At 61.6% G+C, this 23,610-nt stretch carries 26 protein-coding genes; 13 read left to right on the top strand and 13 right to left on the bottom strand.

Annotated features, from left to right (window positions below):
• Positions 1-33: 33 nt before the first annotated feature.
• Entirely contained in the window at positions 34-522 is a 489-nt protein-coding gene (locus EV286_RS06910; RefSeq protein ID WP_132956266.1) for an arsenate reductase ArsC, read from the top strand.
• Positions 523-637: 115 nt separating this feature from the next.
• Here EV286_RS06910 and EV286_RS06915 read toward each other — a convergent pair whose 3' ends face one another.
• Genes EV286_RS06915 through EV286_RS06925 form a run of 3 tightly spaced genes read right to left on the bottom strand, consistent with a single transcriptional unit; the run spans position 638 to position 2,358 of the window.
• Entirely contained in the window at positions 638-1,339 is a 702-nt protein-coding gene (locus tag EV286_RS06915; RefSeq protein ID WP_132956267.1) for a TIGR02281 family clan AA aspartic protease, read from the bottom strand.
• Complete coding sequence (locus EV286_RS06920) at positions 1,336-1,557, bottom strand: DUF1289 domain-containing protein (protein WP_132956268.1); 222 nt, start codon at positions 1,555-1,557, stop codon at positions 1,336-1,338. The genes EV286_RS06915 and EV286_RS06920 overlap by 4 nt, the downstream gene beginning before the upstream one ends.
• An 18-nt stretch (positions 1,558-1,575) precedes the next feature.
• Positions 1,576-2,358: an adenosylcobinamide-GDP ribazoletransferase gene (locus tag EV286_RS06925; RefSeq protein ID WP_132956269.1), complete on the bottom strand. Its 783-nt coding sequence runs from the start codon at positions 2,356-2,358 to the stop codon at positions 1,576-1,578.
• 124 nt (positions 2,359-2,482) lie between these two features.
• Between EV286_RS06925 and cobT the strand changes: the two genes are divergently transcribed.
• Positions 2,483-3,499, top strand: coding sequence for a nicotinate-nucleotide--dimethylbenzimidazole phosphoribosyltransferase (cobT, locus tag EV286_RS06930; RefSeq protein ID WP_132956270.1), 1,017 nt, complete (start codon positions 2,483-2,485; stop codon positions 3,497-3,499).
• A 131-nt stretch (positions 3,500-3,630) separates the two neighbouring features.
• Positions 3,631-4,014, top strand: a complete 384-nt coding sequence (locus tag EV286_RS06935; protein WP_132956271.1) for a diacylglycerol kinase — start codon at positions 3,631-3,633, stop codon at positions 4,012-4,014.
• 19 nt (positions 4,015-4,033) lie between these two features.
• Here EV286_RS06935 and EV286_RS06940 read toward each other — a convergent pair whose 3' ends face one another.
• A complete protein-coding gene (locus EV286_RS06940; protein WP_132956272.1) occupies positions 4,034-5,569 on the bottom strand; it encodes a HAMP domain-containing sensor histidine kinase in 1,536 nt (511 codons plus the stop codon).
• A 125-nt stretch (positions 5,570-5,694) separates the two neighbouring features.
• On the opposite strand from EV286_RS06940, the gene EV286_RS06945 reads away from it, so the two are divergent.
• The 4 genes from EV286_RS06945 (at position 5,695) to EV286_RS06960 (ending at position 9,111) form a co-directional block, all read left to right on the top strand.
• Positions 5,695-6,255, top strand: coding sequence for a thermonuclease family protein (locus EV286_RS06945; protein WP_132956273.1), 561 nt, complete (start codon positions 5,695-5,697; stop codon positions 6,253-6,255).
• A 36-nt stretch (positions 6,256-6,291) separates the two neighbouring features.
• On the top strand, positions 6,292-6,939 hold the full coding sequence (locus EV286_RS06950) for a uracil-DNA glycosylase family protein (RefSeq protein WP_132956274.1): 648 nt from the start codon (positions 6,292-6,294) through the stop codon (positions 6,937-6,939).
• 65 nt (positions 6,940-7,004) lie between these two features.
• Positions 7,005-7,493, top strand: a complete 489-nt coding sequence (locus EV286_RS06955) for an Lrp/AsnC family transcriptional regulator (RefSeq protein WP_132956275.1) — start codon at positions 7,005-7,007, stop codon at positions 7,491-7,493.
• Positions 7,494-7,863: 370 nt separating this feature from the next.
• On the top strand, positions 7,864-9,111 hold the full coding sequence (locus EV286_RS06960) for a cupin domain-containing protein (RefSeq protein ID WP_132956276.1): 1,248 nt from the start codon (positions 7,864-7,866) through the stop codon (positions 9,109-9,111).
• 45 nt (positions 9,112-9,156) lie between these two features.
• Here EV286_RS06960 and EV286_RS06965 read toward each other — a convergent pair whose 3' ends face one another.
• Together EV286_RS06965 and EV286_RS06970 are read right to left on the bottom strand one after the other, a co-directional pair.
• On the bottom strand, positions 9,157-9,864 hold the full coding sequence (locus EV286_RS06965) for a DNA alkylation repair protein (RefSeq protein WP_132956277.1): 708 nt from the start codon (positions 9,862-9,864) through the stop codon (positions 9,157-9,159).
• Positions 9,864-10,769 carry an NAD(P)-dependent oxidoreductase gene (locus EV286_RS06970; RefSeq protein ID WP_281041079.1) on the bottom strand — a complete coding sequence of 302 codons (906 nt, stop codon included), beginning with the start codon at positions 10,767-10,769 and terminating at the stop codon, positions 9,864-9,866. The genes EV286_RS06965 and EV286_RS06970 overlap by 1 nt, the downstream gene beginning before the upstream one ends.
• Positions 10,770-11,009: 240 nt before the next feature.
• Here EV286_RS06970 and EV286_RS06975 point away from each other — a divergent pair, with 240 nt between their 5' ends.
• From EV286_RS06975 to EV286_RS06995, 5 genes are all read left to right on the top strand, one after another.
• Positions 11,010-11,972 (top strand): aliphatic sulfonate ABC transporter substrate-binding protein, encoded by a 963-nt coding sequence (locus tag EV286_RS06975; protein WP_132956279.1) that lies wholly within the window; start codon positions 11,010-11,012, stop codon positions 11,970-11,972.
• A gap of 249 nt (positions 11,973-12,221) precedes the next feature.
• The gene (locus EV286_RS06980) at positions 12,222-13,190 is read left to right on the top strand and encodes an aliphatic sulfonate ABC transporter substrate-binding protein (protein WP_132956280.1); all 969 of its coding nucleotides are present in this window, start codon (positions 12,222-12,224) and stop codon (positions 13,188-13,190) included.
• A 35-nt stretch (positions 13,191-13,225) separates the two neighbouring features.
• Entirely contained in the window at positions 13,226-14,401 is a 1,176-nt protein-coding gene (gene ssuD / locus EV286_RS06985) for an FMNH2-dependent alkanesulfonate monooxygenase (RefSeq protein ID WP_132956281.1), read from the top strand.
• 28 nt (positions 14,402-14,429) lie between these two features.
• Positions 14,430-15,269, top strand: coding sequence for an ABC transporter permease subunit (locus tag EV286_RS06990; RefSeq protein ID WP_132956282.1), 840 nt, complete (start codon positions 14,430-14,432; stop codon positions 15,267-15,269).
• A gap of 11 nt (positions 15,270-15,280) precedes the next feature.
• Positions 15,281-16,093, top strand: a complete 813-nt coding sequence (locus tag EV286_RS06995) for an ATP-binding cassette domain-containing protein (protein WP_132956283.1) — start codon at positions 15,281-15,283, stop codon at positions 16,091-16,093.
• 16 nt (positions 16,094-16,109) lie between these two features.
• Here EV286_RS06995 and EV286_RS07000 read toward each other — a convergent pair whose 3' ends face one another.
• The 3 genes from EV286_RS07000 to EV286_RS07010 all read right to left on the bottom strand — a co-directional run bounded on the left by EV286_RS07000 (position 16,110) and on the right by EV286_RS07010 (position 19,534).
• Positions 16,110-17,753, bottom strand: coding sequence for a hypothetical protein (locus tag EV286_RS07000; RefSeq protein ID WP_132956284.1), 1,644 nt, complete (start codon positions 17,751-17,753; stop codon positions 16,110-16,112).
• A gap of 119 nt (positions 17,754-17,872) precedes the next feature.
• Positions 17,873-18,550 carry a glutathione S-transferase family protein gene (locus tag EV286_RS07005; protein WP_132956285.1) on the bottom strand — a complete coding sequence of 226 codons (678 nt, stop codon included), beginning with the start codon at positions 18,548-18,550 and terminating at the stop codon, positions 17,873-17,875.
• 174 nt (positions 18,551-18,724) lie between these two features.
• Entirely contained in the window at positions 18,725-19,534 is an 810-nt protein-coding gene (locus EV286_RS07010; protein ID WP_132956286.1) for a methyltransferase domain-containing protein, read from the bottom strand.
• 129 nt (positions 19,535-19,663) lie between these two features.
• Between EV286_RS07010 and EV286_RS07015 the strand changes: the two genes are divergently transcribed.
• On the top strand, positions 19,664-20,389 hold the full coding sequence (locus tag EV286_RS07015; protein WP_132956287.1) for a DUF2270 domain-containing protein: 726 nt from the start codon (positions 19,664-19,666) through the stop codon (positions 20,387-20,389).
• A 13-nt stretch (positions 20,390-20,402) separates the two neighbouring features.
• On the opposite strand, the gene EV286_RS07020 is transcribed toward EV286_RS07015, so the two are convergent.
• The 4 genes from EV286_RS07020 to EV286_RS07035 all read right to left on the bottom strand — a co-directional run bounded on the left by EV286_RS07020 (position 20,403) and on the right by EV286_RS07035 (position 23,364).
• On the bottom strand, positions 20,403-20,669 hold the full coding sequence (locus EV286_RS07020) for an aspartate-semialdehyde dehydrogenase (RefSeq protein WP_132956288.1): 267 nt from the start codon (positions 20,667-20,669) through the stop codon (positions 20,403-20,405).
• Positions 20,670-20,849: 180 nt separating this feature from the next.
• Positions 20,850-21,680 carry an ABC transporter permease gene (locus EV286_RS07025; RefSeq protein ID WP_132956289.1) on the bottom strand — a complete coding sequence of 277 codons (831 nt, stop codon included), beginning with the start codon at positions 21,678-21,680 and terminating at the stop codon, positions 20,850-20,852.
• Positions 21,677-22,480 carry an ABC transporter permease gene (locus EV286_RS07030; protein WP_132956290.1) on the bottom strand — a complete coding sequence of 268 codons (804 nt, stop codon included), beginning with the start codon at positions 22,478-22,480 and terminating at the stop codon, positions 21,677-21,679. Before EV286_RS07030 ends, EV286_RS07025 begins: the two co-directional genes overlap by 4 nt.
• A 110-nt stretch (positions 22,481-22,590) precedes the next feature.
• On the bottom strand, positions 22,591-23,364 hold the full coding sequence (locus EV286_RS07035) for a transporter substrate-binding domain-containing protein (RefSeq protein WP_132956291.1): 774 nt from the start codon (positions 23,362-23,364) through the stop codon (positions 22,591-22,593).
• Positions 23,365-23,610: the final 246 nt, after the last annotated feature.

Consider the following 23,610-nt stretch of genomic DNA (forward strand, 5'->3'; position numbering starts at 1 on the left):
CAGGCCGCCCGTCATTGACTGGGAGGGACAGCCATGGAGCACAAGCCATTCGATGTCCTCTTCCTCGGCTCGGGCAACACAGCCCGCTCGATCATTGCCGAGGCCATCCTGCGCCGCGAGGGGATCGGAAAATTCAGGTCTTTCTCGGCCGGATTGCACCCCAAGGGGGAGGTGCATCCCTATGCGCTGCAACTGCTCAAGGGGCTGAATTACGAAACGTCGTGGGCACGGCCCAAGGGGCTCGAGGAATTTACTGCGGCCGGCGCTCCCCACATGGATTTCGTGTTCACGGTCTGCGATGAGGTGCAGAGCTATCCGTCGCTGCCGGGCGAGCCGATGATCGCCCATTGGGGCGTGCCGGATCCTGCGGCGGCGGAGGGGGCCGAAGCGGAAAGGCATTTCGCCTTCGCCGAAACCTATCGCATGCTCCACAACAGGATTTTGATCTTCACGAGCCTGCCGATGACGTCACTGGACAAGCTTGCGCTGCATGAGCGGCTCCACGAGATCGGCGGCGGCTGACCTCGCCCCGGCTGCTTGGAGCATTTTCGCACGTTCGAGTCACGGAAATGCTCTATCGCTTTGTTTTTGCACCATTCTAGACGCAAGATCGCTTCGCACTTTTGCTGGATTTTCCCTAGTCGCGCAGCCTCAGCTCGTCGGTCTGCATCTGCATGGAGCCGAGCGTCTCGAGAAAACTCATGCCGAGGAGGCTCTGGTCGAGCCTGCCTTTCTCGGCGACGCTTGCGGCGACATTGGTGCGGGCAATCGGGCCGATGGAGACATCGGCAAGCCGCACCGGCGCGGCGCGGGCGCGGCCGTTGGCCGTCATGACGGTCATCGAATAGGTGAGGTTTTCGGGAATGATGCCGGCGCGCTCAGCATCCTCGTGGGAAAGCGTCACGAGGCTCGCTCCTGTATCCACGAGCATTTCGATCATCTGGCCGTTCACCGAGACGTCGGCCTCGAAATGGCCGTTCAGCAGCTTGTGAAGGATGATCTCCTGGCCGCCCTCGCTGGTGGTGACCACGACGGCGTGGCCAGGCATCAGCCCGGAGACGAGGCGCTGTCCGACGCCTTCGAGGTCGTGGCGATAAAGATAGGCGGTGGCGAGCGCCAGTATGATGACCAGCCAGGCCATCAGATTCCGAACCATCTCGCTCAGGGACGTGCGCCGCGCCCAGACGGCGGCGCTCAGCATGAGCGCTATCGGCAGCAGATAGATGAAACGCCCGAAATCGTCGTTGTCCATGCCGAAGGTGCGGCCGGTATCGTGATTGAAGAGAAGCAGGCCGAGGCCAATGCCGATGACGGCAAGAAAGATGGTAAGGCGATTCATGCCATCCCACGCTCTCGAGCGAGACGCTGGCGCCGCGTTTCGCGCCTTGGCCGACGCTCCACGGTTGCCAGCCTGTCGGGCAAGACTGCCATGATGCGATGCCGCTCCTCGTCGGAATACCCCATCCATGCCCCGATCTCCTCCCGCGTGCGGCCACAGCCGAAGCAATAAGCGGTCGCGATATCGATCGAGCAGACAAGAATGCAGGGTGTTTGCATGGCAAATATATCGGTGTTTCAAACAGCCATGGCAAGGGTGCAGAGGGCCGCGATCTCGCAAATCTGCTGGGTCGCTCCCAAAGTATCGCCAGTGTGACCGGAAAGCCGCCGTCGCACCTGTATGGTCGCCAACTGCGAGCAAACGGCGGTGACGAGAAGCCCGGCAACGACCGGTGGAAGAGGGAAGGCTGGCCAGAGCAGGAAGGCGGAAAGCAGGCCGGCGCTGACGATTGCGACCTGTACTGCGGCTTCATCCGGCTTGCCGGCGGCGGCGGCGACGCCATCCGAACGGGCAGACGGCAGCGCGAACCAGTGCCAGACGAGGCCGCCGCGGCTGAGTGCGCCTGCGGCCGGTATACAAAGGGCGGCCGCGGCCGGCGGCAGGCCGCGCGCAATGGCGGCAAGCGCGGCGGCCCTCAGACCAAAGGAAAATATGAGCGCTGCAGCGCCATAGGTGCCGATCCGGCTATCGCGCATGATGGAGAGCGCGTGCTCCCGGTCGCGCCCACCGCCGAGGCCGTCGGCGGTGTCGCACAGACCATCCTCATGCAGGAGGCCGGTGACCACGGCCTGGATGGCGAGAGCAATGAGCGCGGCAAGCATCGGGTCGGCATGGAGTGCAAGCAGCATCCAGAAGGCGAGGGCAGGAGGAATGGCGATGACGACGCCCGCGAGGGGGAAGGCGCCAGCAACACGCGTCATCCTGCCGTCATGGTCTGCGAAGAAACGCTGCGGCACGGGAATGCGGCTGAGGAAGCCAACGGCGCGAGCGACATCGCCCGCATAGTCCCTGACGTTCATGAGATCCCCCGTGGTCCGCGACAGCATCGGACGCTTTTGGAGTTGTTCGGGCGTCCTCGGCGCTCTAATAGAGTCGCCACGCAAAGAAGCTGATTTGGACCGAAATTACAAGGAAGCCGCCTCCATGAGCGTTTCAGGCCTGCCGTTCGACGATTTCCGCGCGCTGCTGCGCGAACTGCCGGGACCGGACTCCCGTGCCCTGGCGGCTGCACGCGAACGTGATGCGCAGCTGACGAAGCCACCCGGCGCCCTCGGCCGGCTCGAGGAGATCGCTTTCTGGCTCGCGGCCTGGACTGGACGATCGCCGGCGGTAAATCGTCCGCTCGTGGCGATCTTCGCCGGCAATCATGGTGTCACACGACAGGGGATCACGCCCTTTCCGCCGACGGTGACGCAGCAGATGGTCGAGAATTTCGCGGCCGGCGGTGCGGCGATCAACCAGATCTGTGTCGCCTATGATCTCGGCCTCAAGGTTTTCGACCTTGCTCTCGATTATCCGACGGGCGACATCACCGAAGAGGCCGCCCTTTCGGAGCGCGATTGCGCCGCCACGATGGCCTTTGGCATGGAAGCGATCGCGGGCGGCACAGACCTCCTCTGCATCGGCGAAATGGGCATCGGCAACACCACGATTGCCGCCGCGATCAACTACGCACTTTACGGCGGAACGGCACGCGAATGGGTCGGACCGGGCACGGGCGCTCACGGGGAGATGCTGGAGAGGAAGATCGCGGCCGTGGAAAAGGCGGTCGCCCTTCACAGCGAGCATCTCAGCGATCCGCTGGAAATCCTGCGCCGCCTCGGCGGACGTGAAGTCGCCGCGATGGCGGGTGCGATCCTTGCCGCACGCGTCGAGAGAATTCCTGTTATCATCGACGGCTATGTGGCAACGGCAGCGGCTTCGATCCTGAAGGCTGCAAACCCCTCCGCGCTTGACCATTGCCTGATCGGGCACGTCTCGGCAGAGCCCGGGCATCTCAATGCCATCGAGAAGCTCGGCAAGACGCCGCTCCTCGCACTCGGCATGCGGCTCGGCGAGGGCACAGGTGCTGCGTTGGCGGCCGGTATCGTCAAGGCCGCGGCGGCGTGTCACTCCGGCATGGCGACATTTGCGAGCGCCGGCGTTAGCAACCAGCATTGAGAGCGGCCGGAGCCACGCAAGAGGTTTCGTGCCCGTCTTGCGCGACATGGCGTCAGCCTGTATGCGCATAGTCGCTAATTTTAGGCATCCGCACGAATTGCATCGAGCGCTGACAGGGGATTAAGGACGAATTGACGAAGCCGGTCGTGACCAAGGAACGGGGGATAAGACATCTCATCGCAGCAGCTGGTTATTCCTGGGGCGGATTTCTCCGCCTGCTGAAAGAGGCCGCCTTTCGTCAGGAACTCACATTCTGCGTGATCGCGCTCGTCCTGCTCTTCCTCGTTGGCGCGTCTGCCGCGGAGATCGGTATCTCCGTGCTGCTTTTCCTCGGTCTCTTCGCCATAGAGGCGATGAATACGGCAGTCGAGGAAGTAATCGACCGCATCTCCCCGGAGATCTCGATGGTCGGCAAGCATGCCAAGGACCTTGGCTCCTTCGCAGTCGCCTGCATGATCGCTGCCTGTGGCCTGCATTTCCTCTTCACGGCCTGCCGCCACCTTTTCTTCGTGTGACTTGGGTTCTTCGGGCGATTTAGGCGAAGCTTCTGCGGCGTCGCTCGACCGCATGGGCATCCTCGACGGCGGGAAGGCTCTGGAGAACCCGCTTTGCCGGCAGGATCGCGATTGCCTCGGTGCCTTCGCGAAGCTTGGATTTCAAGACGAACTGGCCGTCGTGCTTGGCAAGGATGGCCTGGACGATCGGCAGGCCGAGGCCGGTACCCTGTTCGGCGCTCTTGATGGCGATCGAACCCTGACCGAAGGCCGAGAGCACGACCGGGATCTCTTCCTCGGGAATACCCGGCCCGTTGTCCTTGATCGATATGTACTGGCCGCCGCCGGCGGTCCAGCCGACCTTGACGCGGATTTCGCCGCCCTTGGGCGTGAATTTCACGGCGTTTGACAGGAGGTTCAGGACGACCTGGCGCATGGATTTCTCGTCCACCCAGACCGCCGGCAATTCGGGTTCGAACTGCTCCGAGATCGAGATGTTCTTGTCGCGGGCGCGCAACTGCACCATGCCGATGCAATCCTCGGCGATGTCCAGGACAGATACGGATTCTTCGCTGAGTTCATATTTGCCAGCCTCGATCCTCGAGAGGTCGAGAATCTCGTTGATGAGGTTCAAGAGGTGCTGGCCGGAGCGGTGGATGTCGCCCGTATATTCCTTGTATGTCGGGTTGTTGAGCGGACCCATGACCTCCGCCGACATGACCTCGGAAAAGCCAAGAATGGCGTTAAGCGGCGTGCGCAGCTCGTGCGACATGGAGGCAAGGAAGCGCGACTTGGCGAGATTGGCCTCCTCGGCGCGGCGGCGGGCCTCGTCCGACATCGACTTGGCGACTTCCAGCTCGGCGATGAGGTCGTCCTTCTCCGACTGGAAGAAGAGTATCTTGAGGTTCGATTGAAACAAGCGGTCGGCGACATAGGAGAAGAAAACGACCGTCACCGCAAAGACGGCCGTGAAGCTGAGTTCCAGGAGGTCGCGCGAGACCGTGGCCTTGATCGCAAGCGCGACGATTGCCGGCGCGAAGGCCATGAGAACGGCCCGCGGCAGCATGAAGTTCGACATCGCGGTCAAGGAGAGCGCGATCAGGAGCGTCGCTCCCTTATAAAGAATGAAACTCTCCGGACTGCAGTTCGCACATTCCTGGAGCGCAAAGACTGCCCAGCAGCAGCCGATCATGACCTGCCCGAGAACGAGGATGCCGCGCCACTTGCGAGTGCTCTCGACCGTGATCTCGTGCTTTCGGGCCCGGCGCCCGAGAAGCATGTTCACGGCGTGCGCCGAAAGCGTCAGCAGCGCCCAGAGGAAGAACTGCGCATCGCGCGTGAAATAGCCGCCGATCGCAGCAATGGTGATCACGAAGATCGGCGTGACGGATGCGCTCTGCAGAATTGCGTTCACATGCATCATCAGCATGTCGCGGTCGAAGGCGTGCGTCGGAGAATGGCCCGATTGCAGTCGCTCGCGCGTCTTCCGCACGGCCTTGGAGACGGCCTTGTTGCGGTGACTGCGCGATCTGTCGACGATGATCTTATCTGTCGATGTGCTGACGCCGGTACTCATGAGCAGGTTGAAACTTGTTCCGCGGATAGGTTACAGCCTAGCGGGCAATTCTTAAGAAGATGCTGCTGGAGAAATGATTTGTTTGCCATCTTTGCCAAGGAATTGTTCTTGAAGGAGGCGAAAGGGTGACGCGTTTCGGGCGGCTCTTCCGCGATGGAGTGACTGCATTTGCGCTGCTTGCCTTCATCTGGCTGATTGCGCAGAAGCTGCAGGACACGCCGCAGATGGTCCATGCCGGCGGCTTCGTCGCAGTCGACGGCGATACGCTCTCCCGGAATGGCGAGCGCCTGCGACTGAAGGGTATCGACGCACCTGAATACAGCCAGTCCTGCGAACGGGAAGGTCGGACATGGGCCTGCGGCCTTGAGGCGAGGCTGCTGCTCGAGCAACTGATCCTGCAACAGAATGCGCAGTGCCGCGGCGACAGACGCGACCGCTATGATCGGTTGCTGGTGGTCTGCATGGCGGGTGGAGAAGACATCAACGCGGACATGGTGCGTGAGGGCCTTGCCGTCTCCTATGGTGGCTACCGGGCGGAAGAGGAAATGGCCCGAAGCGAGCGGGCAGGGCTCTGGGCGGGCGCCTTCGAAATGCCGCAGGACGTTCGGCATCATCCTGAAGGGATGTACAGCAGTCGGCTTTCGGATGCAGTGGATTTCGTCAGGCAAATCGCAGGATGGCACTGAGCCGAGGATGACGCTCGAATTGCGGACGACATTGAAATGAGTGAGATTCAGAGGGATCGGGAAGAGGCGCTGCAGGCGTTGCGCGACACGATCACCGCTTGTCGCGTCTGCCGCGATGCCCCGGCGCGCGGGCCGCGGGACCGGCTGCCGCACGAGCCCCGGCCGGTTCCGGTGCTCTCCTCGAGCGCGCGCATCCTTATCGCCGGCCAAGCCCCGGGCCTAAGGGTTCATGAAACCGGGATCCCCTTCAACGACGCGTCGGGTGATCGGCTGCGGCAATGGCTGGCTGTCGATCGCGACGAATTCTACGATCCCGATCGCTTTGCCATCGTGCCGATGGGCTTCTGTTTTCCGGGATATGACGGGCATGGCGGCGACCTGCCGCCGAGACGCGAATGCGCGCCGCTCTGGCGGGCAAGGGTGATCGCGGCCATGCCGCAGATCGAGCTCGTGCTGGCGATCGGACAATACGCCCAGACGTGGCATCTGGGCAGAGCGCGCGCGCCCTCGATGACGGAAACGGTTCGCAACTGGCGAAGCTATCTCTCGGTCGAGCGCTTTCCGGCCGTATTGCCGCTGCCGCATCCGAGCTGGCGCAACAGCGGGTGGTTGAAGAAGAATCCGTGGTTCGAGGCGGAACTGCTGCCGGTACTGCGTGAACGAGTGAAACTACTCAAAATGTGAAATAAGTTTCTTTTCGTTCGGCGGAATCGGGGTATACATGGAAAATAATTCGAAAGGACTCTGGAATGGATCGCCTCGACCGAAAGATACTGCGCCTTCTGCAGGAGGATTCCACGCTTGCCGTCGCCGATCTCGCGAAAAAGGTCGGGCTTTCGACAACGCCCTGCTGGCGCCGTATCCAGAAAATGGAGGAAGATGGTGTCATCAAGCGCCGCGTCGCGATCCTCGATCCGGAGAAGGTGAACACGAAAGTCACCGTGTTCGTTTCCATTCGCACCAGCAGCCACTCGATCGAATGGCTGAAGCGTTTTTCGGAGGTCGTGACGGAGTTTCCGGAGGTCGTGGAATTTTACCGCATGAGCGGTAACGTCGACTATCTCCTGAGAGTCGTCGTGCCGGACATCGGGGCTTACGACGCATTCTACAAGCGACTGATCTCGAAAATCGAGATCCGCGACGTTTCCTCAGTCTTCGCCATGGAGCAGATCAAGTATTCGACGCAGCTGCCGCTCGACTACATGCTGCTGGAAAACGCGAAGTCGAACGAGGACTGACCTCACACTTTACCGCTGTCATTGTCGTTGGCCCGTTTGCGCATTTTTTGCGCGAGCAGGCGTTTTAGTTGTAATTTCACAGCTGATTTCTGCGCGCGAAGCGCTGGAATATCCAAGAGTTTGGCCGAAGCGCGTCATATTACATATGTCGAAGTCGCCAAACCGATCGCCTATCCCGAACAGACGCCGAACTAGACGGCGCCCAATCGTAACTGGCCTGCCTGCCGGACCGAGATGTTCCCGGGCAATGCCATTGGTCGATGGTTTCGGCGACTGTCCCGCTGGGACAACCGATCGCCGCGTACAGCACATCAAGCTGCCGCTTCGGTCGGGTCGACCTCTTGAACAGACCGCTTTGAGGAAGCTCGCCATGGATCCTATTTCACGTCGTACAATGCTCGCGCTGGGGGCCCTCGGCGGCACCGCGATTGCAACCGGTGCGGTTCAGGCCGCGACTTTCGGAAATCCCGACGAGCCGGCGGAAGGCGCAATCAATGCCAACCCCGGCGGTCTCTCGGATCCGGGACCGCAGGACCCGACCCTTGACAGCCAGTTCCCGTCCTTCGAAAGCCCGCCGGCGACCGACGTCGGCAACATGCAGCTTTTCTGGGCCTCGTTCAACAATGCGCCGAAGCGCATCCAGAACGGTGGCTGGGCGCGGCAGGTCACCCAGGAGAGTTTCCCGATCTCCAATACCATTGCCGGCGTCAACATGCGCCTCGGCCCCGGCGGTATCCGCGAGCTGCACTGGCACCGGGCGGCCGAATGGGCGATCATGACGAACGGCCGTTGCCGCATCACGGTGCTCGACCCCAAGGGTCGTGCCTACGTGCAGGACGTCGGCGAAGGCGATCTCTGGTATTTCCCGGCGGGCTATCCTCACTCGCTGCAGGGCCTCGGGCCTGATGGCGCCGAATTCGTTCTCGCATTCGATGACGGAAACCAGTCCGAATACGGCACGCTGCTGGTGAGCGACTGGCTCGCGCATACGGAGCCCGACCTGCTCGCAGCGAACTTCGGCGTCTCGAAGGATGTATTCAAGAACATTCCGCTTCATGATCTCTGGATTTTCCAGGGCGAGGAGCCTGGGCCGCTGTCGGCCGACCAGGAGGCCGTAGCCTCCGGCGGCCTTCCGCCTTTCCCCTTCACCTTCCGGCTCGGCGCGGCCAAGCCGTTCAAGGAAACCAAGTCGGGCAATATCAAGCTCGCCGATAGCACGACCTTCAACGTCGCAAAGAACGTCGCCTCGGCAATCGAGACGATCAAACCTGGCGCAGTGCGCGAGATGCACTGGCATCCCAATGCCGATGAATGGCAATACTGGATCAAGGGCCAGGGCCGCATGACGGTGTTCGACGCCGGTCCGCGGGCGCAGACGGCCGACTTCCATGCCGGCGACATCGGCTATGTGAAGAAGCAGCAGGGGCATATCATCCAGAATACCGGCGATGAGGATCTGGTCTTCGTGGCAGTCTTCCGGGCGGACGAATACCAGGAGATCGGCCTCTCGGACTGGCTGACGCATACGCCGCCGGCGTTGGTTTCCCAGCACTTCAACATTCCGGTGAACGAGATCGCCAAGTGGCCGACCAACGATCCCGGGATCATGCCTGAGTGATTTCCAGCCCGGTTTCCGTCGGGCATGCAATCGGCCCGGTTACGCTCAAGGCGTGGCCGGGCTCTTTTTGTTAAGTCGAGCGAGCACCTTCTCGTCGGCGAGTTCGCGAACGGCATCCTTGCCGATCCAGCGCGCGGTTCTGTCCTCGCTTGCGGCAAGACGCTCCGCCAGTCGGAGGGCGGGCCCATGGCAGGCCAAATTGCGCTTGCCGATATTGCGAAGCGCCCAGTTCACCGCCTTCTTCACGAAATTACGCGAGTCCATGGCGTGGGCCGCGATCAGAGGCAGCCACCCCAGGAGGGTTTCATCCGGTTCCTTCTTCAGATGGACGGCGGCTCCGGCGATCATCGCAAATGCCGTGCGGCGAACGAATTCGCGCTCGTCGGCAGCAAATTCCGGGACGAGGGTCTGCTCGAGCCGCGCCTCGACAAAGAGGTCGGCGGCCGTATCGACAATCTCCCAGGAAGCGAAGTCGTCGGCCAGGCGGCGCGCTTCGTCGGGAGTAAGCTTCTTCGGTTCGGCGGTGTAGAGCGCCAGCACGCGCGCCTCGCGGATGCCGCTCTCCCAGAGTTCCTTCGCCCGCTCGTGTTTGCGTTTCACAAGGCGGGCGATCTTCTGAATGTCGGGGTTGGATATGCCGAGCGCCGTCTCCGTGACGATGCCGAAACGCGCCATGCCGGCGACGTTCTCCTCCGAGCGCAACGTGCGCAGATGAGCGACAAGCTCGGCTGCGTCAGAGGAGGGGCCGATCATCAGCGTTCGAGGCGAGCCAGAAGCGAGGATGTATCCCAACGCTTGCCGCCCATGGCCTGTACCTCGGCGTAGAATTGATCCACGAGCGCGGTGACAGGCAGCTTGGCGCCGTTGCGGCGGGCTTCGGTGAGCACGATGTCAAGATCCTTGCGCATCCAGTCGACCGCAAAACCGAAGTCGTATTTGCCCTGGTTCATAGTCTTGTGGCGGTTCTCCATCTGCCAGGATCCGGCAGCGCCCTTCGAGATCACCTCGACGACCTTCTCGATGTCGAGACCGGCTTTCTTGCCGAAATGAACGGCTTCCGCCAACCCCTGCACGAGGCCCGCGATGCAGATCTGGTTCATCATCTTCGTCAGCTGGCCCGCGCCCGCCGGCCCCATGAGGCCGACCATGCGCGCATAGGCATCGATGACCGGCCGCGCTTTTTCGAAAACGGCTTCGTCGCCACCGCACATGACCGTCAGCACGCCATTCTCGGCGCCAGCCTGGCCCCCGGAAACGGGGGCATCGATGAAGTGGCAGCGCTTCGCCGTGGCCGCTTCATCGAGTTCGCGCGCTACCTCGGCGCTCGCGGTCGTGTTGTCGATGAGAACCGCCCCAGCCTTCATGCCCTGGAAGACGCCATCCTTTCCGGTCGTGACCGAACGAAGGTCGTCGTCATTGCCGACGCAGGTGAAAACGAAATCCGCCCCCTCGGCAGCCGCGGCCGGCGTGGCCGCGCTCTTTCCGCCAAAGCGGGAAACCCAATCCTCAGCCTTCGCTGACGTCCGATTGTAGACGGTAACATCATGGCCGCCCTTGACCTTCAGATGACCCGCCATCGGGTATCCCATTACGCCGAGACCGATAAACGCGACTTTCGCCATTTCCGAATTTCCTTCTTGAGACCGAGCTTCGAGAATTAACGGAAAGCCAAGGGCGGGGAAAGGTCGGAGTCCGGCCGGAACGATCACCACTTTGCTAGTGATGGAAGAAAATCCCGATGCCGCCGGGATTCGCGGAATGGAAATTCAGAAAAGGCCCGTCAATTTGCAACTTATATTGTCGATAAAAATACTGGATTACTGATGATTTCCCTGTTGTCGATCATCGGCGGCGACGCCTTCCAAGGCGGGACATCATCTCAAGGAGGGGAAATTCTCATGATTTCGCGCAGACAGACACTCGGCCTGATCGGCGCCGCCGCAGCGGCAGCGTTCCTGCCTGCAACACGCCGTGCGGCCGCATCGACGGAATTCCGGATCGGCTGGCAGAAGAACGGCGTGCTTGCGCTCGCCAAGCGGCGCGGCGCAATCGAGCAACGGCTGGCCGACCGCGGCATCACCGTCACCTGGTCGGAGTTCACCTCCGGGCCGCCGCTGCTCGAGGCGCTTGGGGCAGGGGCTCTCGATTTCGGCGCGACCGGCGACGTTCCGCCGCTCTTTGCGCAGGCCGCAGGCGGAAACCTCTACTATGTGGGGACTTACAGGGGCAGCGCGGCAGGCTCGGCAATCCTGGTGCGCAAGGATTCGGCGATACAGTCGCTTGCGGACCTGAAGGGCAAGAAGGTGGCATTCAAGCGCGGGTCTAGCGCGCATAACGTCACGGTAAAGGCACTGCGTTCCGCAGGGCTTACGCCTGCGGATGTCGAGGCCATCGACCTTGCGCCGCCGGATGCTGCGGCTGCCTTCAAGAACGGCAGCATCGACGCATGGTCGATCTGGGATCCCTATCTCGCAATTGCCGAGGCCGATCCGGAAACACGGATACTCTCCACCGCTGAGGGGATCGTCGATTCCTGGAGCTTCTTCCTGGCAAACGCCGACTTCACCACTGGCAATCCGGCTGTCGTCCAGGACGTCATCTATGAGCTTCACAATGTCGGGACAGTCGCCCAGACCAATCTCGACGACACAGTCGCTGCCCTTTCGGAGATTACCGGGGTTCCCGCCGAGGTGACGCGGGTCACGCTCACGCGACCCGGCGCAAATCTCGGCAGCGTTGCCACGATCTCCGACGCCGCAGTCGCCTACCAGCAGGCGCTCGCCGACGAATTCCTCGGGCTTGGAATTCTGCCGAAGCAGCTAACGATCAGCGACATCGTCTGGAGACCCAAGGCGAGCTGACGCGGGAGCAGATGGCGCGGGTCCGGCGCATCATCGACATACGGTGATCGCCGGCTCGTGCCGTCGTCTCTGCCTGCGCGGAGCGTCGTGGCGAGAAAAATATTCCTCCTGCCGGAATAGAATAGAAAATTGGTATTGTCGATATAATGAGTAGTCTATGCCACTATGCGGATGATTTCGCCGGCGCGGGCACTGGTTTCGACAGAGACCACTCGGCGCCGCCACAGCTGACGCAGGAGAGGGCATTCCATGTTTACGCGCAGACAGACACTTGGGTTGATCGGAGCAGCCGCTTCGGCAGCAATGCTGCCGCAGGTCCGCGGTGCGAGAGCCCAGGGCGCGACGACGTTGCGGATCGGCTGGCAGAAATTCGGTGTCCTGGCGCTTGCCAAGCGCAAGGGCGTGCTGGAAGAGAGGCTGGCAGGCAAGGGCGTGACAGTCGAGTGGAACGAATTCACGTCCGGCCCGCCGCTCCTGGAGGCCGTCGGTGCCGACGCGCTGGATTTCGGGGTGACCGGCGACGTGCCTCCACTCTTCGCCCAGGCCGCGGGCGGCAATCTTCTCTATGTCGGTGCCTACAAGGGTCCGGCTGCCTTCCACGGGCTTCTGGTCAACAAGGACGCACCGATCAATTCGCTGGAAGAGCTGAAGGGCAAGAAGCTTGCCTACAAGCGCGGTTCCAGCGCCCATAACTTTGCGATCAAGGCTCTCGCGAAGGCCGGTCTTGGTCTCGGTGACATCACCGAGGTCGATCTCGCGCCGCCGGATGCCGCCGCAGCCTTCAAGAACGGCAGCATCGATGCCTGGGCGATATGGGATCCCTTCTTCGCGGTGGCCGAGGCTGATCCGCAGACCCGTGTGCTGACGACCTCCGACGGGATCGTCGACAACTGGGGCTACTTCCTCGGCAACGGCACCTTCACGGCCGCCAATCCCGAGGTGATCGCAGACGTCATCGACGAGCTCGCAAAGGTGGGGGCTGCGGCGCAGGCCGATCTCGATGGCACGGTAACCGCACTATCCGAGATCACCGGTGTGCCGCCTGCTATCACTCGCGTCACCCTGACGCGCAGCCAGGCCGACCTCGGCAAGGTCTCGCTCTTCCCCGACGCCGCGCTCACCTACCAGCAGGCGCTCGCCGACGATTTCTACAAGCTCGGCATCGTGCCCAAGCAGCTCACCATCAACGATATCGTCTGGCGCCCGAAGGCCAGCTGATCCACTTCGATCGACCACAGAACAGGATATCTCCCATGACCGCCGACACCCAACCCATCAACTTCCTGTGGTTCATTCCGACATCGGGCGATGGAACCTATCTCGGCTCCGCGGAGCTCAACCGCGCTCCGGAGATCGGCTATCTGACGCAGATCGCCCAGGCCGTCGATCGGCTCGGCTATTCCGGCGTGCTGCTGCCGACGGGCGTGGCCTGTGAGGAATCCTTCGTCACGGCAGCCGCTCTTGCGGCCAAGACCGAGAAGCTGCAGTTTCTTGTCGCCATCCGTCCCGGCACGGCCTCTCCCGCCTACTATGCCCGACTGACGACGACGCTCGACCGCATCTCGAACGGCCGCCTGTTGCTCAACATCGTGGTGGGCGGCAGCCCTGCGGAACTTGCAGGCGACGGCATCCACCTCGAGCATGACGAGCGCTACGCCCATGCGGAGGAGTTCTTCACGGTCTTCGAAGAGCTGCTGGAGAAGGGGACGGCGACCTTTGACGGCAAGTACATCAAGGCGACAGGCGCACGGCTTGGCTTCCCCTCGGTACAGAACCCGCGTCCGCCGCTCTATTTCGGCGGCTCGTCGGATGCCGGCATCGATTTCTCCGTCGGCCGCGTCGACAAGTACCTGACCTGGGGCGAACCGCCCGCACAGGTCGCCGAAAAGGTCGAGAAGGTGCGGGCCGCCGCCGCACAGCGGGGCCGCGAGGTCAGCTTCGGCATTCGCCTCCACTTCATTGTTCGCGAAACGGACGACGAGGCCTGGGCGGCGGCCGATCGGCTGATCTCCCAGCTCGACGACGAGACGATCCGCGAGGCGCAGGAGCGCTTCGTGAAGGAGTCCGATTCCGTCGGCCAGAAGCGCATGGCAGCGCTTCACGGAGGGCGCCGCGACAAGCTCGAAGTCTCGCCCAATCTCTGGGCGGGCGTTGGTCTTGTGCGCGCCGGTGCGGGCACCGCGCTTGTCGGCTCGCCGAAGACGGTCGCCGCAAGGCTGCGCGAGTACCAGGAAATCGGCATCGATACGGTGATCGGTTCCGGCTATCCGCATCTCGAGGAGGCCTATCGCGTTGCAGAACTGCTTTTCCCCGAACTCGGCATCACGCGCGAAGAACAGCGCCACGGCTTCCGGAGCGATTTCGGCAAGCGTCAGGTTTTCGGCGGTGGCAGCCATGGCGGAAACCTGAAGGTGGTTTCCGGCTCCTGATCCGGCAGGGAGAGAAGAGGATTTATTGATGTCTGCATTCGATACCCCGCTTGCGCGGACCGCGGCCGCCGGAAGAACGACAGGAGAGGCGGGCGCTCGCCTTTCCCTGCCGAGCCGCGAGGCGCTGCTGCCCTATCTCGTGCCGGTTGCAATCATCGCGCTTTGGCAGCTCGGCTCATCCGCTGGCTGGATATCCTCTCGCATTATGCCTTCGCCTGTCGATGTGGCGCGGGCCTTCTGGTCGACGACTGCGTCCGGACAGCTGCCGCACGACATTCTCGTCAGCGCCGGCCGCGCCCTCGGTGGCCTCCTTGTCGGCGGCTCGATCGGCTTTCTGCTCGGCATAGCGAATGGCGTATCGAAGCTTTCCGAGCAGCTGACGGATACGACGCTGCAGATGCTTCGCACCATTCCGCATCTCGCCATGATCCCGCTGGTGATCCTCTGGTTCGGCATCGGTGAGGAATCCAAGCTGTTCCTCACATCGCTCGGCGTGCTGTTTCCGGTCTATCTGAATACCTATCATGGCGTGCGCAGTGTCGATCGCGACCTGATCGAGATGGGCAGGGTCTACGGCATGGGAAGCTGGACGCTCTTTCGCAAGGTGATCCTTCCAGGCGCCTTGCCCTCCATCTTCGTCGGCCTGCGCTATGCGCTCGGCATCATGTGGCTGACGCTGATCGTCTCGGAATCCATCGCCGCCTCGTCGGGGATCGGCCACATGGCCAACAACGCACGCGAGTTCATGATGACCGACGTGGTCGTGCTGGCGCTCCTGATTTACGCGCTGCTCGGCAAGCTCGCCGACGTCACCGCAAGGGCGCTGGAGCGCAAGGCGCTCGCCTGGAACCCGGTCTACCAGCGGTGAGGAGGAAAGCCATGACCGTCATTACCGACGAACGCTTCCATTCCGCCGGTTTCGAACAGGAGCACGAGGACAATGCCTCGCGCCCCGCGCCGGGAGCAGCATCCATTCGCCTCAAGGGGCTTGAGAAGAGCTTCGGTGGCAACCGCGTGCTGCGCGGCATCGACCTCTTCGTACCGGCCGGACAATTCGTTGCGGTGATCGGCAAGAGCGGCTGCGGCAAGAGCACGCTGTTGCGCATTCTCATGGGTCTCGACCAGCCGACGGGCGGCAGTCTGGGCTTCGAGGATGCGGAGGGCGAGGCGGTGGCGCCGAATGCGCGCATCGTCTTTCAGGAGCCGAGGTTGCTGCCGTGGCTGAGCGTCGCGGAAAATGTCGTGGTCGGCCTCGGCGAGGGTGTCCCAAAGGCTGAGGCCCACGCGCAGGCACTCGACGCGCTCTCGGAGGTGCAGCTTTCCGAAAAGGCGAGGGAATGGCCGGCCCGGCTCTCCGGCGGGCAGAGGCAGCGCGTCGCGCTGGCGCGCGCCCTTGTCAGCACGCCCGGCGTGCTTGCCCTCGACGAGCCGCTCGGCGCTCTCGATGCCCTGACCCGAATCAGCATGCAGGAGCTCTTGAACCGCGTATGGCGCGAACTCGGCTTTACCACCGTCCTCGTCACCCATGACGTCAGCGAGGCGGTGCATCTCGCCGACCGTGTCATCGTGCTTGACGAAGGCCGCATCGCGCTCGACCTTCCCATCCCCTATCCGCACCCGCGCAGGCATGGCAATCCGGCGCTTGCCGAGCTGGAAGGACGCCTGCTCGGCGCGATCCTGGGGAAGAGCTAGGTGGTGGCCTAGCCACCTACAGCACCGGTTCTTCCGAAGTTTTCGCGGAGCTTTCTTTGGCTGGCGTGCGTGTGCCGGAGCCCTGACTGTCGGTCGAGGCCGCGGCGTCACCGACCGTTGTTTTGGTCGCGGGATTGTCGAGCCGGGCGGATCGCTCACCGAGGCTATCGGACATCTCCTGCCAGATGCGTCTCAGCCGGCGGACATGCAGGTCGTCCGAGATCCAGGACATGATGTGCTCGACACAGATCTTGGTCCTTTTGTCGTCGCTGCTTATGAGCTCGCGGGCCCATACGCAGTAGGTATCGACGTCCACCGGCTGCCAGCTTGTAGCGCCGGTCGCAGGGTCCTTCTTCATGATTAGCGGTCTCACCCCACTTATGGTGCCGACATCCCGCATCGTCCTCGTCGGCGCAAAGAGAATGCCGGCCAATATCGCATCGAATTCGTCCGGACTGGAAAAGCCGATATTTGTCGAGGTCTTGCCTGTCTGGTAGTCGATCGCGCGCTCCAGATCGAAGATCGACTTGATATTCAGCTCCCGCAGCAGAAGGAAACGATCAAGGCCAACGATATGGCAGAGCTGCGCCTGTGCCACCCAATCTATCGATCGGTAGATGGTATATGGCGTCTCGATGTGCAGCAGAATGGGGTTGTAGGTCGCAAGGTTCTGGACATCAGCGATGCCGCATTCCTCCAGACGGAAACGCGTCCAGTAGTCGATCCCGTCTATCACATCGAGCGGCACGATGCGGGTGACGCCATTGAAACGGTCGTCGTCAAGCTTGATCCAGCTCACGATCGACCGCATTCGCACCAGGAGAAAGCGCGTGGAGCTTTGTGGCAGGAGCCCCAGCACCGGCGCCAGCGCCAACCACACCCAGGATATTTCGGCACAAGGATCGCGCGCGGCGGGGCCCCCAACGATCAGGGTCTCGAATGGTTTGGTTGGGTCCGCAAATGCGCTGAAGAGGAAGATGACGATCAGGATCGACGCGAGCATTTCGAAGCTCTGCCGCAGCACGGTGTAAGCCGAGACGTCAAACACTGCGAGGCTGCGGACAAAGATTCCAAGCGCTGCCAGGAACGCGCCTGCGAAGGCGAGCGATCCGACGATCAGGATTTTGCTGTAGAAGACGTTGGCTGCACAGCAGGCATTCGCGCTGGTGCCTGATGGGCAAGCCACCTTCGGCGTTTCGAAGCCTGCCGCCAGAACAGCCATAAGATTGGAGAATCCGTAATAGGTCAGGATTATCAAACCGATAGAGGCTATGAATATCTGGCCGTCACCATGACTTCCAAATCGGTACGCGGATCGGATGAATTCCTCGATACGTTTGCTGGCGCTGGCGTTGCTCAATCTCAGATAGTCTTTGGCTGAGAGGCGTACGCTGGAGGTGTATTTCGACACCACGAACTCCAGCGATGGGTTCCTGTCCGCAGCGTCACCCTTTTGCGGCTGGTCTGTTGCCGGATAGGCCGTGATGAAATCCTGTATGTCGCGCAGCCGGCGGTTTCTGATTTCGTTGCGTGCGGAGATGATGAGAATTGGCACGAGAAACGCAACAACCAACGCGATCCAGTTCGCGCCAGCAAAGGCGTGCCCCAGCTTCTCGAGCACACCCACCAGTCCTTCCCTGAGAAACTCCCGGATATCCACGTCGACGTCCCCCGACCCGATTGGAGACGATTGCTCAATCTGAGCCTGTCGTCCACCAATCAGGCACGCCTACTGATTGTAGCGCCTGCGGTCGTGCTATTGTCCCGTTGTGGGGATGCCTACCCTCTGAAGCGTGCCGGAAGGTTCTCGCGGTAGGGGTAGAACATGAAATAGGGTCTGGCCTCCTGCAGGACGCGGGCGAAGGAGGGTCTTTCGATCAGTCGATCGTAATATTCCTTGAGCTTCGGGAGCTTGTCGTCGAACGGCACGAGGGTCTCGGCGTAGAAGAGCGCCGGCGCGGCCGCACAGTCGGCCATGGTGAAGGCTTCGCCGGTGATCCAGCGGTTCTCGCCGAGTTGCTTTTCGATCATCGAGTAAGCGGTGCGCAGCAGCGTCTGCGCTTCTTCAACGCCATGCGGATCATTCATGCCTTCAGGGCGCAGCCGGTCGATGACAATCTTCTGCATCGGAACCTGGACATAGAGATCGAAGAAGCGATCCCAGAGCCTTACCTGCAGGGCCTCGCTGGGGACCTGCGGCAGAAGCGGAATCTCGCCCGGATAATGGCGGTCGAGATATTCGATGATGATGCTGGTCTCGGGAATGGTGCTGTCGCGCGCCTCGTCCCTCAGCACGGGCATCTTTCCGACCGGCCAGAGACGCTCGATCTCCGCGCTCGAAGCTGCGTCCGCCAGATCGACCAGGCGGTTTTCGAACGCAGTGCCGTTCTCGTAGAGTGCGATCAGGACCTTGTGACAGAACGAGGCGAGGGGATGCATATAGAGAACGAGTGACATGCGGCTTTCTCCCTGCCGGTGGTCTGTTTCGTCTGAGCAACCTTGTGATGGTGAATTACCAATTTGCGGCGAAAGCCGCAACTCCCAGTTACACCTCAGCGATCATCGGCTACCTGCCGATGATCGGGAAATTCCCCTTCGTGTTCGCGATGATAGCGTCCCTGCGAGGATAAGCTAGATCAACCTTGCTATCACCAACTGGCCGGGCGACGGTTCGCCATTTTGCATGCGGACGTTGATATCGGTGATTTCGACAAGCTCGAAGCCCGTCGCGGTAAGCCGCTCGCGTATATAGGCTTCCGCGTGCAGAAAGCGCTGGTGCGGGCCGACGACATAGGCATTGCTGCCTTCCTGCAGCAATTCCGAGGAAAAGACGAAGATGCCGCCTGCCACCATATTTTCGGCTACGCCGAAGAAAAGCGGCTCCAGCGCGCCGAGATAGGGCAGCACGTCCGTTGCCGTCACGAGGTCGAAAGGATCCTCGTCGTTGTCGTCGAGGAAATCCTCGGCTTCCGCCACGAAGAGCGTCTCATAGAGGTCCTTCTCGTGGGCGATCTCGACCATCTTCTCGGAAATGTCGATGCCGGTGATATCGTCGACGACGTCGCGAAGCGTGCCGCCGGTTAGGCCCGTGCCGCAGCCAATATCCAGCATGCGCTTGAACGGCCCGAGGGAAAGCGCCTGCAGGCGCTGGCGCGCGAGGACCGGGACATGATAGCCGAGTTGTTCGACGAGGACGTCCTCGAATACTTCGGCGTGCTGGTCGAAAAGGGTCTCGACATATGCATCCGGCGCCTTCGGCGGGGTTTCGCCACGTCCCATGGACGCGATGCGGACGGCCGCGCCGCCATGGTCCTCGGGATCCAGTGCCAGAACCTCACGGTATGCTTCCACGGCAGCGTCGATATCGCCCGCCTTTTCCAGAGCGAGTGCGCGGTCGTAGGCTTCCGCCAGAGCTTCCTCGTCGATCTTCTTGCTGGTCATCTCTGCCGTCCTTGAAATTGATGCGCAGGCTCTACGGCCCTGCGAGGCATTTGGCAATGGCTGCGGGCAAAGCGGAACAAAGGGAGTATGATGTGCCTTACCAAGAAAAGAAAATGGGGAGGTTTCATCATGGTTGCCGAACTCAGCAAGGTCGCCCTCGACGACGGCAAGACCGAGGGGCGTCGGTCGCCGCTTCCTTCCACACCCGGAGAGATCACCAATACGCTCTGTCACTACTATCGCGGCGAGCTGGGCCGCATGACCAGCTGGCGTGACCGGATCGACCGGACCTCGAACTGGGCAATTACAATGGTTGCGGCATTGCTCTCGGTCTCGCTCTCAACGTCGACCTCGCATCACGGGGTCGTCGTGTTCGCCATGCTGCTGATCACGCTGCTGCTGCTCATCGAGGCGCGGCGGTACCGGTTCTTTGACGTCTATCGGGCGCGTGTCCGGCAAATGGAGCGCAGCTACTTCGCCCAGGTGCTGGCGCCAGAGGCAGAGTTGACGCCGGATTGGGCCGGCGCGATTGCGAAGAGCCTGCGCAAGCCGGCTTTCCTCATGAGCTATCGCCAGGCGCTGCTACGGAGGCTCAAGAGGAATTACTGCTGGATGTATTTCATCCTGCTTCTGGCTTGGGCCTTGAAGATCTCGACACCACATCTGCAGGACGCAGGTGCGCCGCCGGCCGAGGTTCACACCTGGACGCGACTGGCAGAGAACGCTGCACTCGGACCCGTGCCGGGTTGGCTCGTCATCGCTGCCGTAGCCGCGTTCTATCTCGTGATCCTGTATGGCGTCCTTTACCGGGAGCGCGACGAGGGCGAGTTCGCCTTCGGCGAAGTCCACGTGTGAGCGGCGAGGGGCGTCAGTGCAGTATCAGTTCACCGCGCAGTGCCCTCCATTCTGTGGCTGAGACAAGCCTGCGGTGGACATAACGCACCGAATGCAGCGGCCCGTCGAGTTTCTCCTGCCAGAATTGCAGGAAGCCATGCATTTCGGGGAAGCTGGGGGCAAGGTCGTAGTCCTGCCAGACATAGGTCTGCAGGATCGCCGGATGATCCGGCAGGTGGTAGAAAATCTGTGCCGTCGTCAGGCCGTAGCCTTTGAGCTGCATTTCCATGTCTTTGTGCATGCTGCTTCCGTCCTTTGTTCCCACTCGAAGCCGACCGTCTTTGCGCGGTCGCTAAAATGGAAGCATGACATGGTTGACCGAAGCTTTACACTTCGACCTTGGGCGGATATTTATTCACTATATTCAATATGTTAGCAGCGAGCGGTACGGAGTGCTGCCAGCCGTCTGCGGCGGAATGCGTCAGCGTTTGAGATGCCGGGTCAAGCGCCGTTCGATCCATCCCCAGACGTGGCGCAGCGTCTCGACGATGGCGAGGTAGAAGATCGCCGCCCACAGGTAGGTCTGGTAGTCGAAGGTGCGGGAGAAGGCATAGCGCGTCTCGCCCATGAGATCGAGGACGGTTATGATCGCAACCACCGCCGATCCCTTGACCAGCAGGACGATCTCGTTGCCGTAGGGGCGCAGCGCGACGATGAGCGCCTGCGGCAGGATGATCTTGCGGAAGGCGATGACCTTGTGCAGGCCAAGCGCGGCGGCAGCCTCTATCTGGCCGTGCGGCACGCTCTGGATGGCGCCTCTCAGAATTTCGGCCTGATAGGCGGCCGTGTTGATGGTCATCGCAAAGAGGCCGCAATACCACGCGTCACGGAAAAACCACCAGAGACCCACGGCCTCAAGCTGCGGGCGGAACGTGCCGAGGCCGTAGTAGACGAGGAAGAGTTGGGCAAGGAGCGGCGTGCCGCGGAAGACATAGACGTAGCAATAGGCGAGGCCGTTCAGTACGGGGTTCTTCGACAGGCGGGCGAAGGCCAGCGGCAGCGACAGCACGGCGCCACAGGTGAACGAGACCGCAACCAGCGTCAGCGTCGTGAACAGGCCGTGCAGGTAACGCGGGCCGTAGCGCGCGAACTTTTCGGGATCCCATCCGGTGATGACCATGGCGAGGAGCGATATCCCGAGGATGGCCCAGATGGCGAGCAGACCATAACCGGCGATTCGCGCGCCGGTCACTTGCCGGGTCGTCTCCGCGGGGGCGGGGCGCGGTGGTATAAGCGTTTCGGCGTAGCTCATCGGCGGATCTCCGAGCGCGCCGCCCAGCGATCTACATAGCTGAGCACTGCAGAAGAAAGGACCGCAAGCACGAGATAGAGGACGCAGGCCAGCATGTAGAAGAAGAAGGCCTCCTTAGTGACCCTGACCGCGACGCCGGTCTGCCGCAGGATGTCGGCAAGTCCGATGATCGAGACATAGGATGTGTCCTTCAGCAGGATCATCCAGAGATTCGTAAGGCCGGGAAGGGCGATCCTCACGAGTTGCGGCAGAATGATGAGCCGCATCGTGCGGCCTCGATGGAGGCCGAGTGCGTCGCCGGCCTCATACTGCCCGTTGGGGATAGCGCGGAAGGCGGATAGCAGGACTTCCGCGCAATAGGCAGAAAACACCACGGCAAGCGCGATCATGCCGGCAACATAGGCGTTGATCTCGATGCGACCTTCATAGCCAAGGGAGGCGAGGGCCGACTGGATCAGGATCTGCATGCCGTAATAGATGATGAACAGCGTCAGCAGTTCCGGCAGGCCGCGAAAAATCGTGGTGTAGATGCCGGAGGCAAGCCGGAGCGACTTTTCCTGCGATTGCTGGCCAAGGGCAACGAAGAAGCCGATGACAAGGCCGATGGGCAGCGTTGTGAGCGCGACCGAGACGGTGACCTGCAGGCCGAGCGCGATCTCATCGCCCCAGCCGGTATCGCCGCATGCGAGAATCGTCGAACGGGCAAACCAGGTGAAAATGCCGACAGGCCCGCAGAGCGGATCGAGAAGATGCGACAGCCAGGCCCAAAGCGAACCAAGCGCCGAAGACAATCCGCCCATGCCAAACTTCCCCTTGCGGCTTTTGCCGCCTTGCCGTTTTGATCCTTGTCAAACAAAAATGGCGGAAGAGCAAGCCTTCCGCCATTAACTCCCGGAAATTAGGGGATTTCTCAGTCGCCGTAGACGTCGAAATCGAAGTACTTGTCCTGGATTTCCTTGTACTTGCCGCTGGCGCGGATGGCAGCGATCGCCGTGTTGAGCTTCTCGCGGAGCGGGTCGCCCTGACGGATGGCGATGCCGGCGCCTTCACCGTTGATTTCCTTGTCGACCGGAAGGGTCGTCAGGATCTTGCAGCATGCACCGGCTTCGGACTTGACCCATTCCGACAGAACGACGACGTCGTCGATGACGGCGTCGACGCGGCCGCTGGAGATGTCGAGCTTGTACTCGTCAGCGGTCGGATAGAGCTTCAGTTCGGTGTCGGCGAGGTGCTTTTCGGCATAGTTGGCATGGGTCGTAGACGTCTGAGCGCCGATCGTCTTGCCCTTCAGGCCTTCGACGTCGGTGATCGTCGAGTCCTTCGGAATGGCGACTGCCGGCGGCGTGTTGTAGTACTTGTTGGAGAAGTCTACGAGCTTCAGGCGCTCAGGCGTGATCGACATGGACGAAACGATCATGTCGAACTTCTTGGCCTGGAGTGCCGGAATGATGCCGTCCCAGTCAGCGCTGACGAAGCTGCACTCGGCCTTCATCTCCTCGCAAAGTGCCTTTGCGATATCGATGTCGAAGCCCTGGATGGTGCCGCTCGCGTCGACGAACTCGAAGGGTGGGTAGGTCGAATCCGTGCCGATGACATACTTTTCACCGTCGGCCATGGCCGAACCGGCAAAAAGAGACATCGCGGCGATCGAAGCCGCGGCCAGGAAACGTGTGGAATTGCGCATGAGGATCCTCTCTGTTGGTGGCCGTCGGATGTTCTTTGTTCTCGCGATCGGCCGAAATGTAGCAAGGCATGGACCAAGCTTGGGGGGATAATCAAACTTTTTTTTCGCAAAATGCAACAGGAATCGCTGGGAGTAGTGCGGTGCGGCATCTGCACCCGCCCGAAGGCATCAGGCGGAGCAAGGCAAGTGGCGCTCCACAGCCATGTTCATACCATGTTCATTCCCCCTTCCTAACACTCCCTGACA

Source organism: Rhizobium sp. BK251 (assembly GCF_004345245.1).
In the GTDB taxonomy this organism is placed as follows: domain Bacteria; phylum Pseudomonadota; class Alphaproteobacteria; order Rhizobiales; family Rhizobiaceae; genus Rhizobium.

Coding starts and splice junctions, on each gene's coding strand:
- EV286_RS06910 (WP_132956266.1), top strand. CDS start 34: ATGGAGCACAAGCCATTCGATGTCCTCTTCCTCGGCTCGGGCAACACA.
- EV286_RS06915 (WP_132956267.1), bottom strand. CDS start 1,339: ATGAATCGCCTTACCATCTTTCTTGCCGTCATCGGCATTGGCCTCGGC.
- EV286_RS06920 (WP_132956268.1), bottom strand. CDS start 1,557: ATGCAAACACCCTGCATTCTTGTCTGCTCGATCGATATCGCGACCGCT.
- EV286_RS06925 (WP_132956269.1), bottom strand. CDS start 2,358: ATGAACGTCAGGGACTATGCGGGCGATGTCGCTCGCGCCGTTGGCTTC.
- cobT (WP_132956270.1), top strand. CDS start 2,483: ATGAGCGTTTCAGGCCTGCCGTTCGACGATTTCCGCGCGCTGCTGCGC.
- EV286_RS06940 (WP_132956272.1), bottom strand. CDS start 5,569: ATGAGTACCGGCGTCAGCACATCGACAGATAAGATCATCGTCGACAGA.
- EV286_RS06950 (WP_132956274.1), top strand. CDS start 6,292: ATGAGTGAGATTCAGAGGGATCGGGAAGAGGCGCTGCAGGCGTTGCGC.
- EV286_RS06955 (WP_132956275.1), top strand. CDS start 7,005: ATGGATCGCCTCGACCGAAAGATACTGCGCCTTCTGCAGGAGGATTCC.
- EV286_RS06960 (WP_132956276.1), top strand. CDS start 7,864: ATGGATCCTATTTCACGTCGTACAATGCTCGCGCTGGGGGCCCTCGGC.
- EV286_RS06965 (WP_132956277.1), bottom strand. CDS start 9,864: ATGATCGGCCCCTCCTCTGACGCAGCCGAGCTTGTCGCTCATCTGCGC.
- EV286_RS06975 (WP_132956279.1), top strand. CDS start 11,010: ATGATTTCGCGCAGACAGACACTCGGCCTGATCGGCGCCGCCGCAGCG.
- EV286_RS06980 (WP_132956280.1), top strand. CDS start 12,222: ATGTTTACGCGCAGACAGACACTTGGGTTGATCGGAGCAGCCGCTTCG.
- ssuD (WP_132956281.1), top strand. CDS start 13,226: ATGACCGCCGACACCCAACCCATCAACTTCCTGTGGTTCATTCCGACA.
- EV286_RS06990 (WP_132956282.1), top strand. CDS start 14,430: ATGTCTGCATTCGATACCCCGCTTGCGCGGACCGCGGCCGCCGGAAGA.
- EV286_RS06995 (WP_132956283.1), top strand. CDS start 15,281: ATGACCGTCATTACCGACGAACGCTTCCATTCCGCCGGTTTCGAACAG.
- EV286_RS07005 (WP_132956285.1), bottom strand. CDS start 18,550: ATGTCACTCGTTCTCTATATGCATCCCCTCGCCTCGTTCTGTCACAAG.
- EV286_RS07010 (WP_132956286.1), bottom strand. CDS start 19,534: ATGACCAGCAAGAAGATCGACGAGGAAGCTCTGGCGGAAGCCTACGAC.
- EV286_RS07015 (WP_132956287.1), top strand. CDS start 19,664: ATGGTTGCCGAACTCAGCAAGGTCGCCCTCGACGACGGCAAGACCGAG.
- EV286_RS07020 (WP_132956288.1), bottom strand. CDS start 20,669: ATGCACAAAGACATGGAAATGCAGCTCAAAGGCTACGGCCTGACGACG.
- EV286_RS07025 (WP_132956289.1), bottom strand. CDS start 21,680: ATGAGCTACGCCGAAACGCTTATACCACCGCGCCCCGCCCCCGCGGAG.
- EV286_RS07030 (WP_132956290.1), bottom strand. CDS start 22,480: ATGGGCGGATTGTCTTCGGCGCTTGGTTCGCTTTGGGCCTGGCTGTCG.
- EV286_RS07035 (WP_132956291.1), bottom strand. CDS start 23,364: ATGCGCAATTCCACACGTTTCCTGGCCGCGGCTTCGATCGCCGCGATG.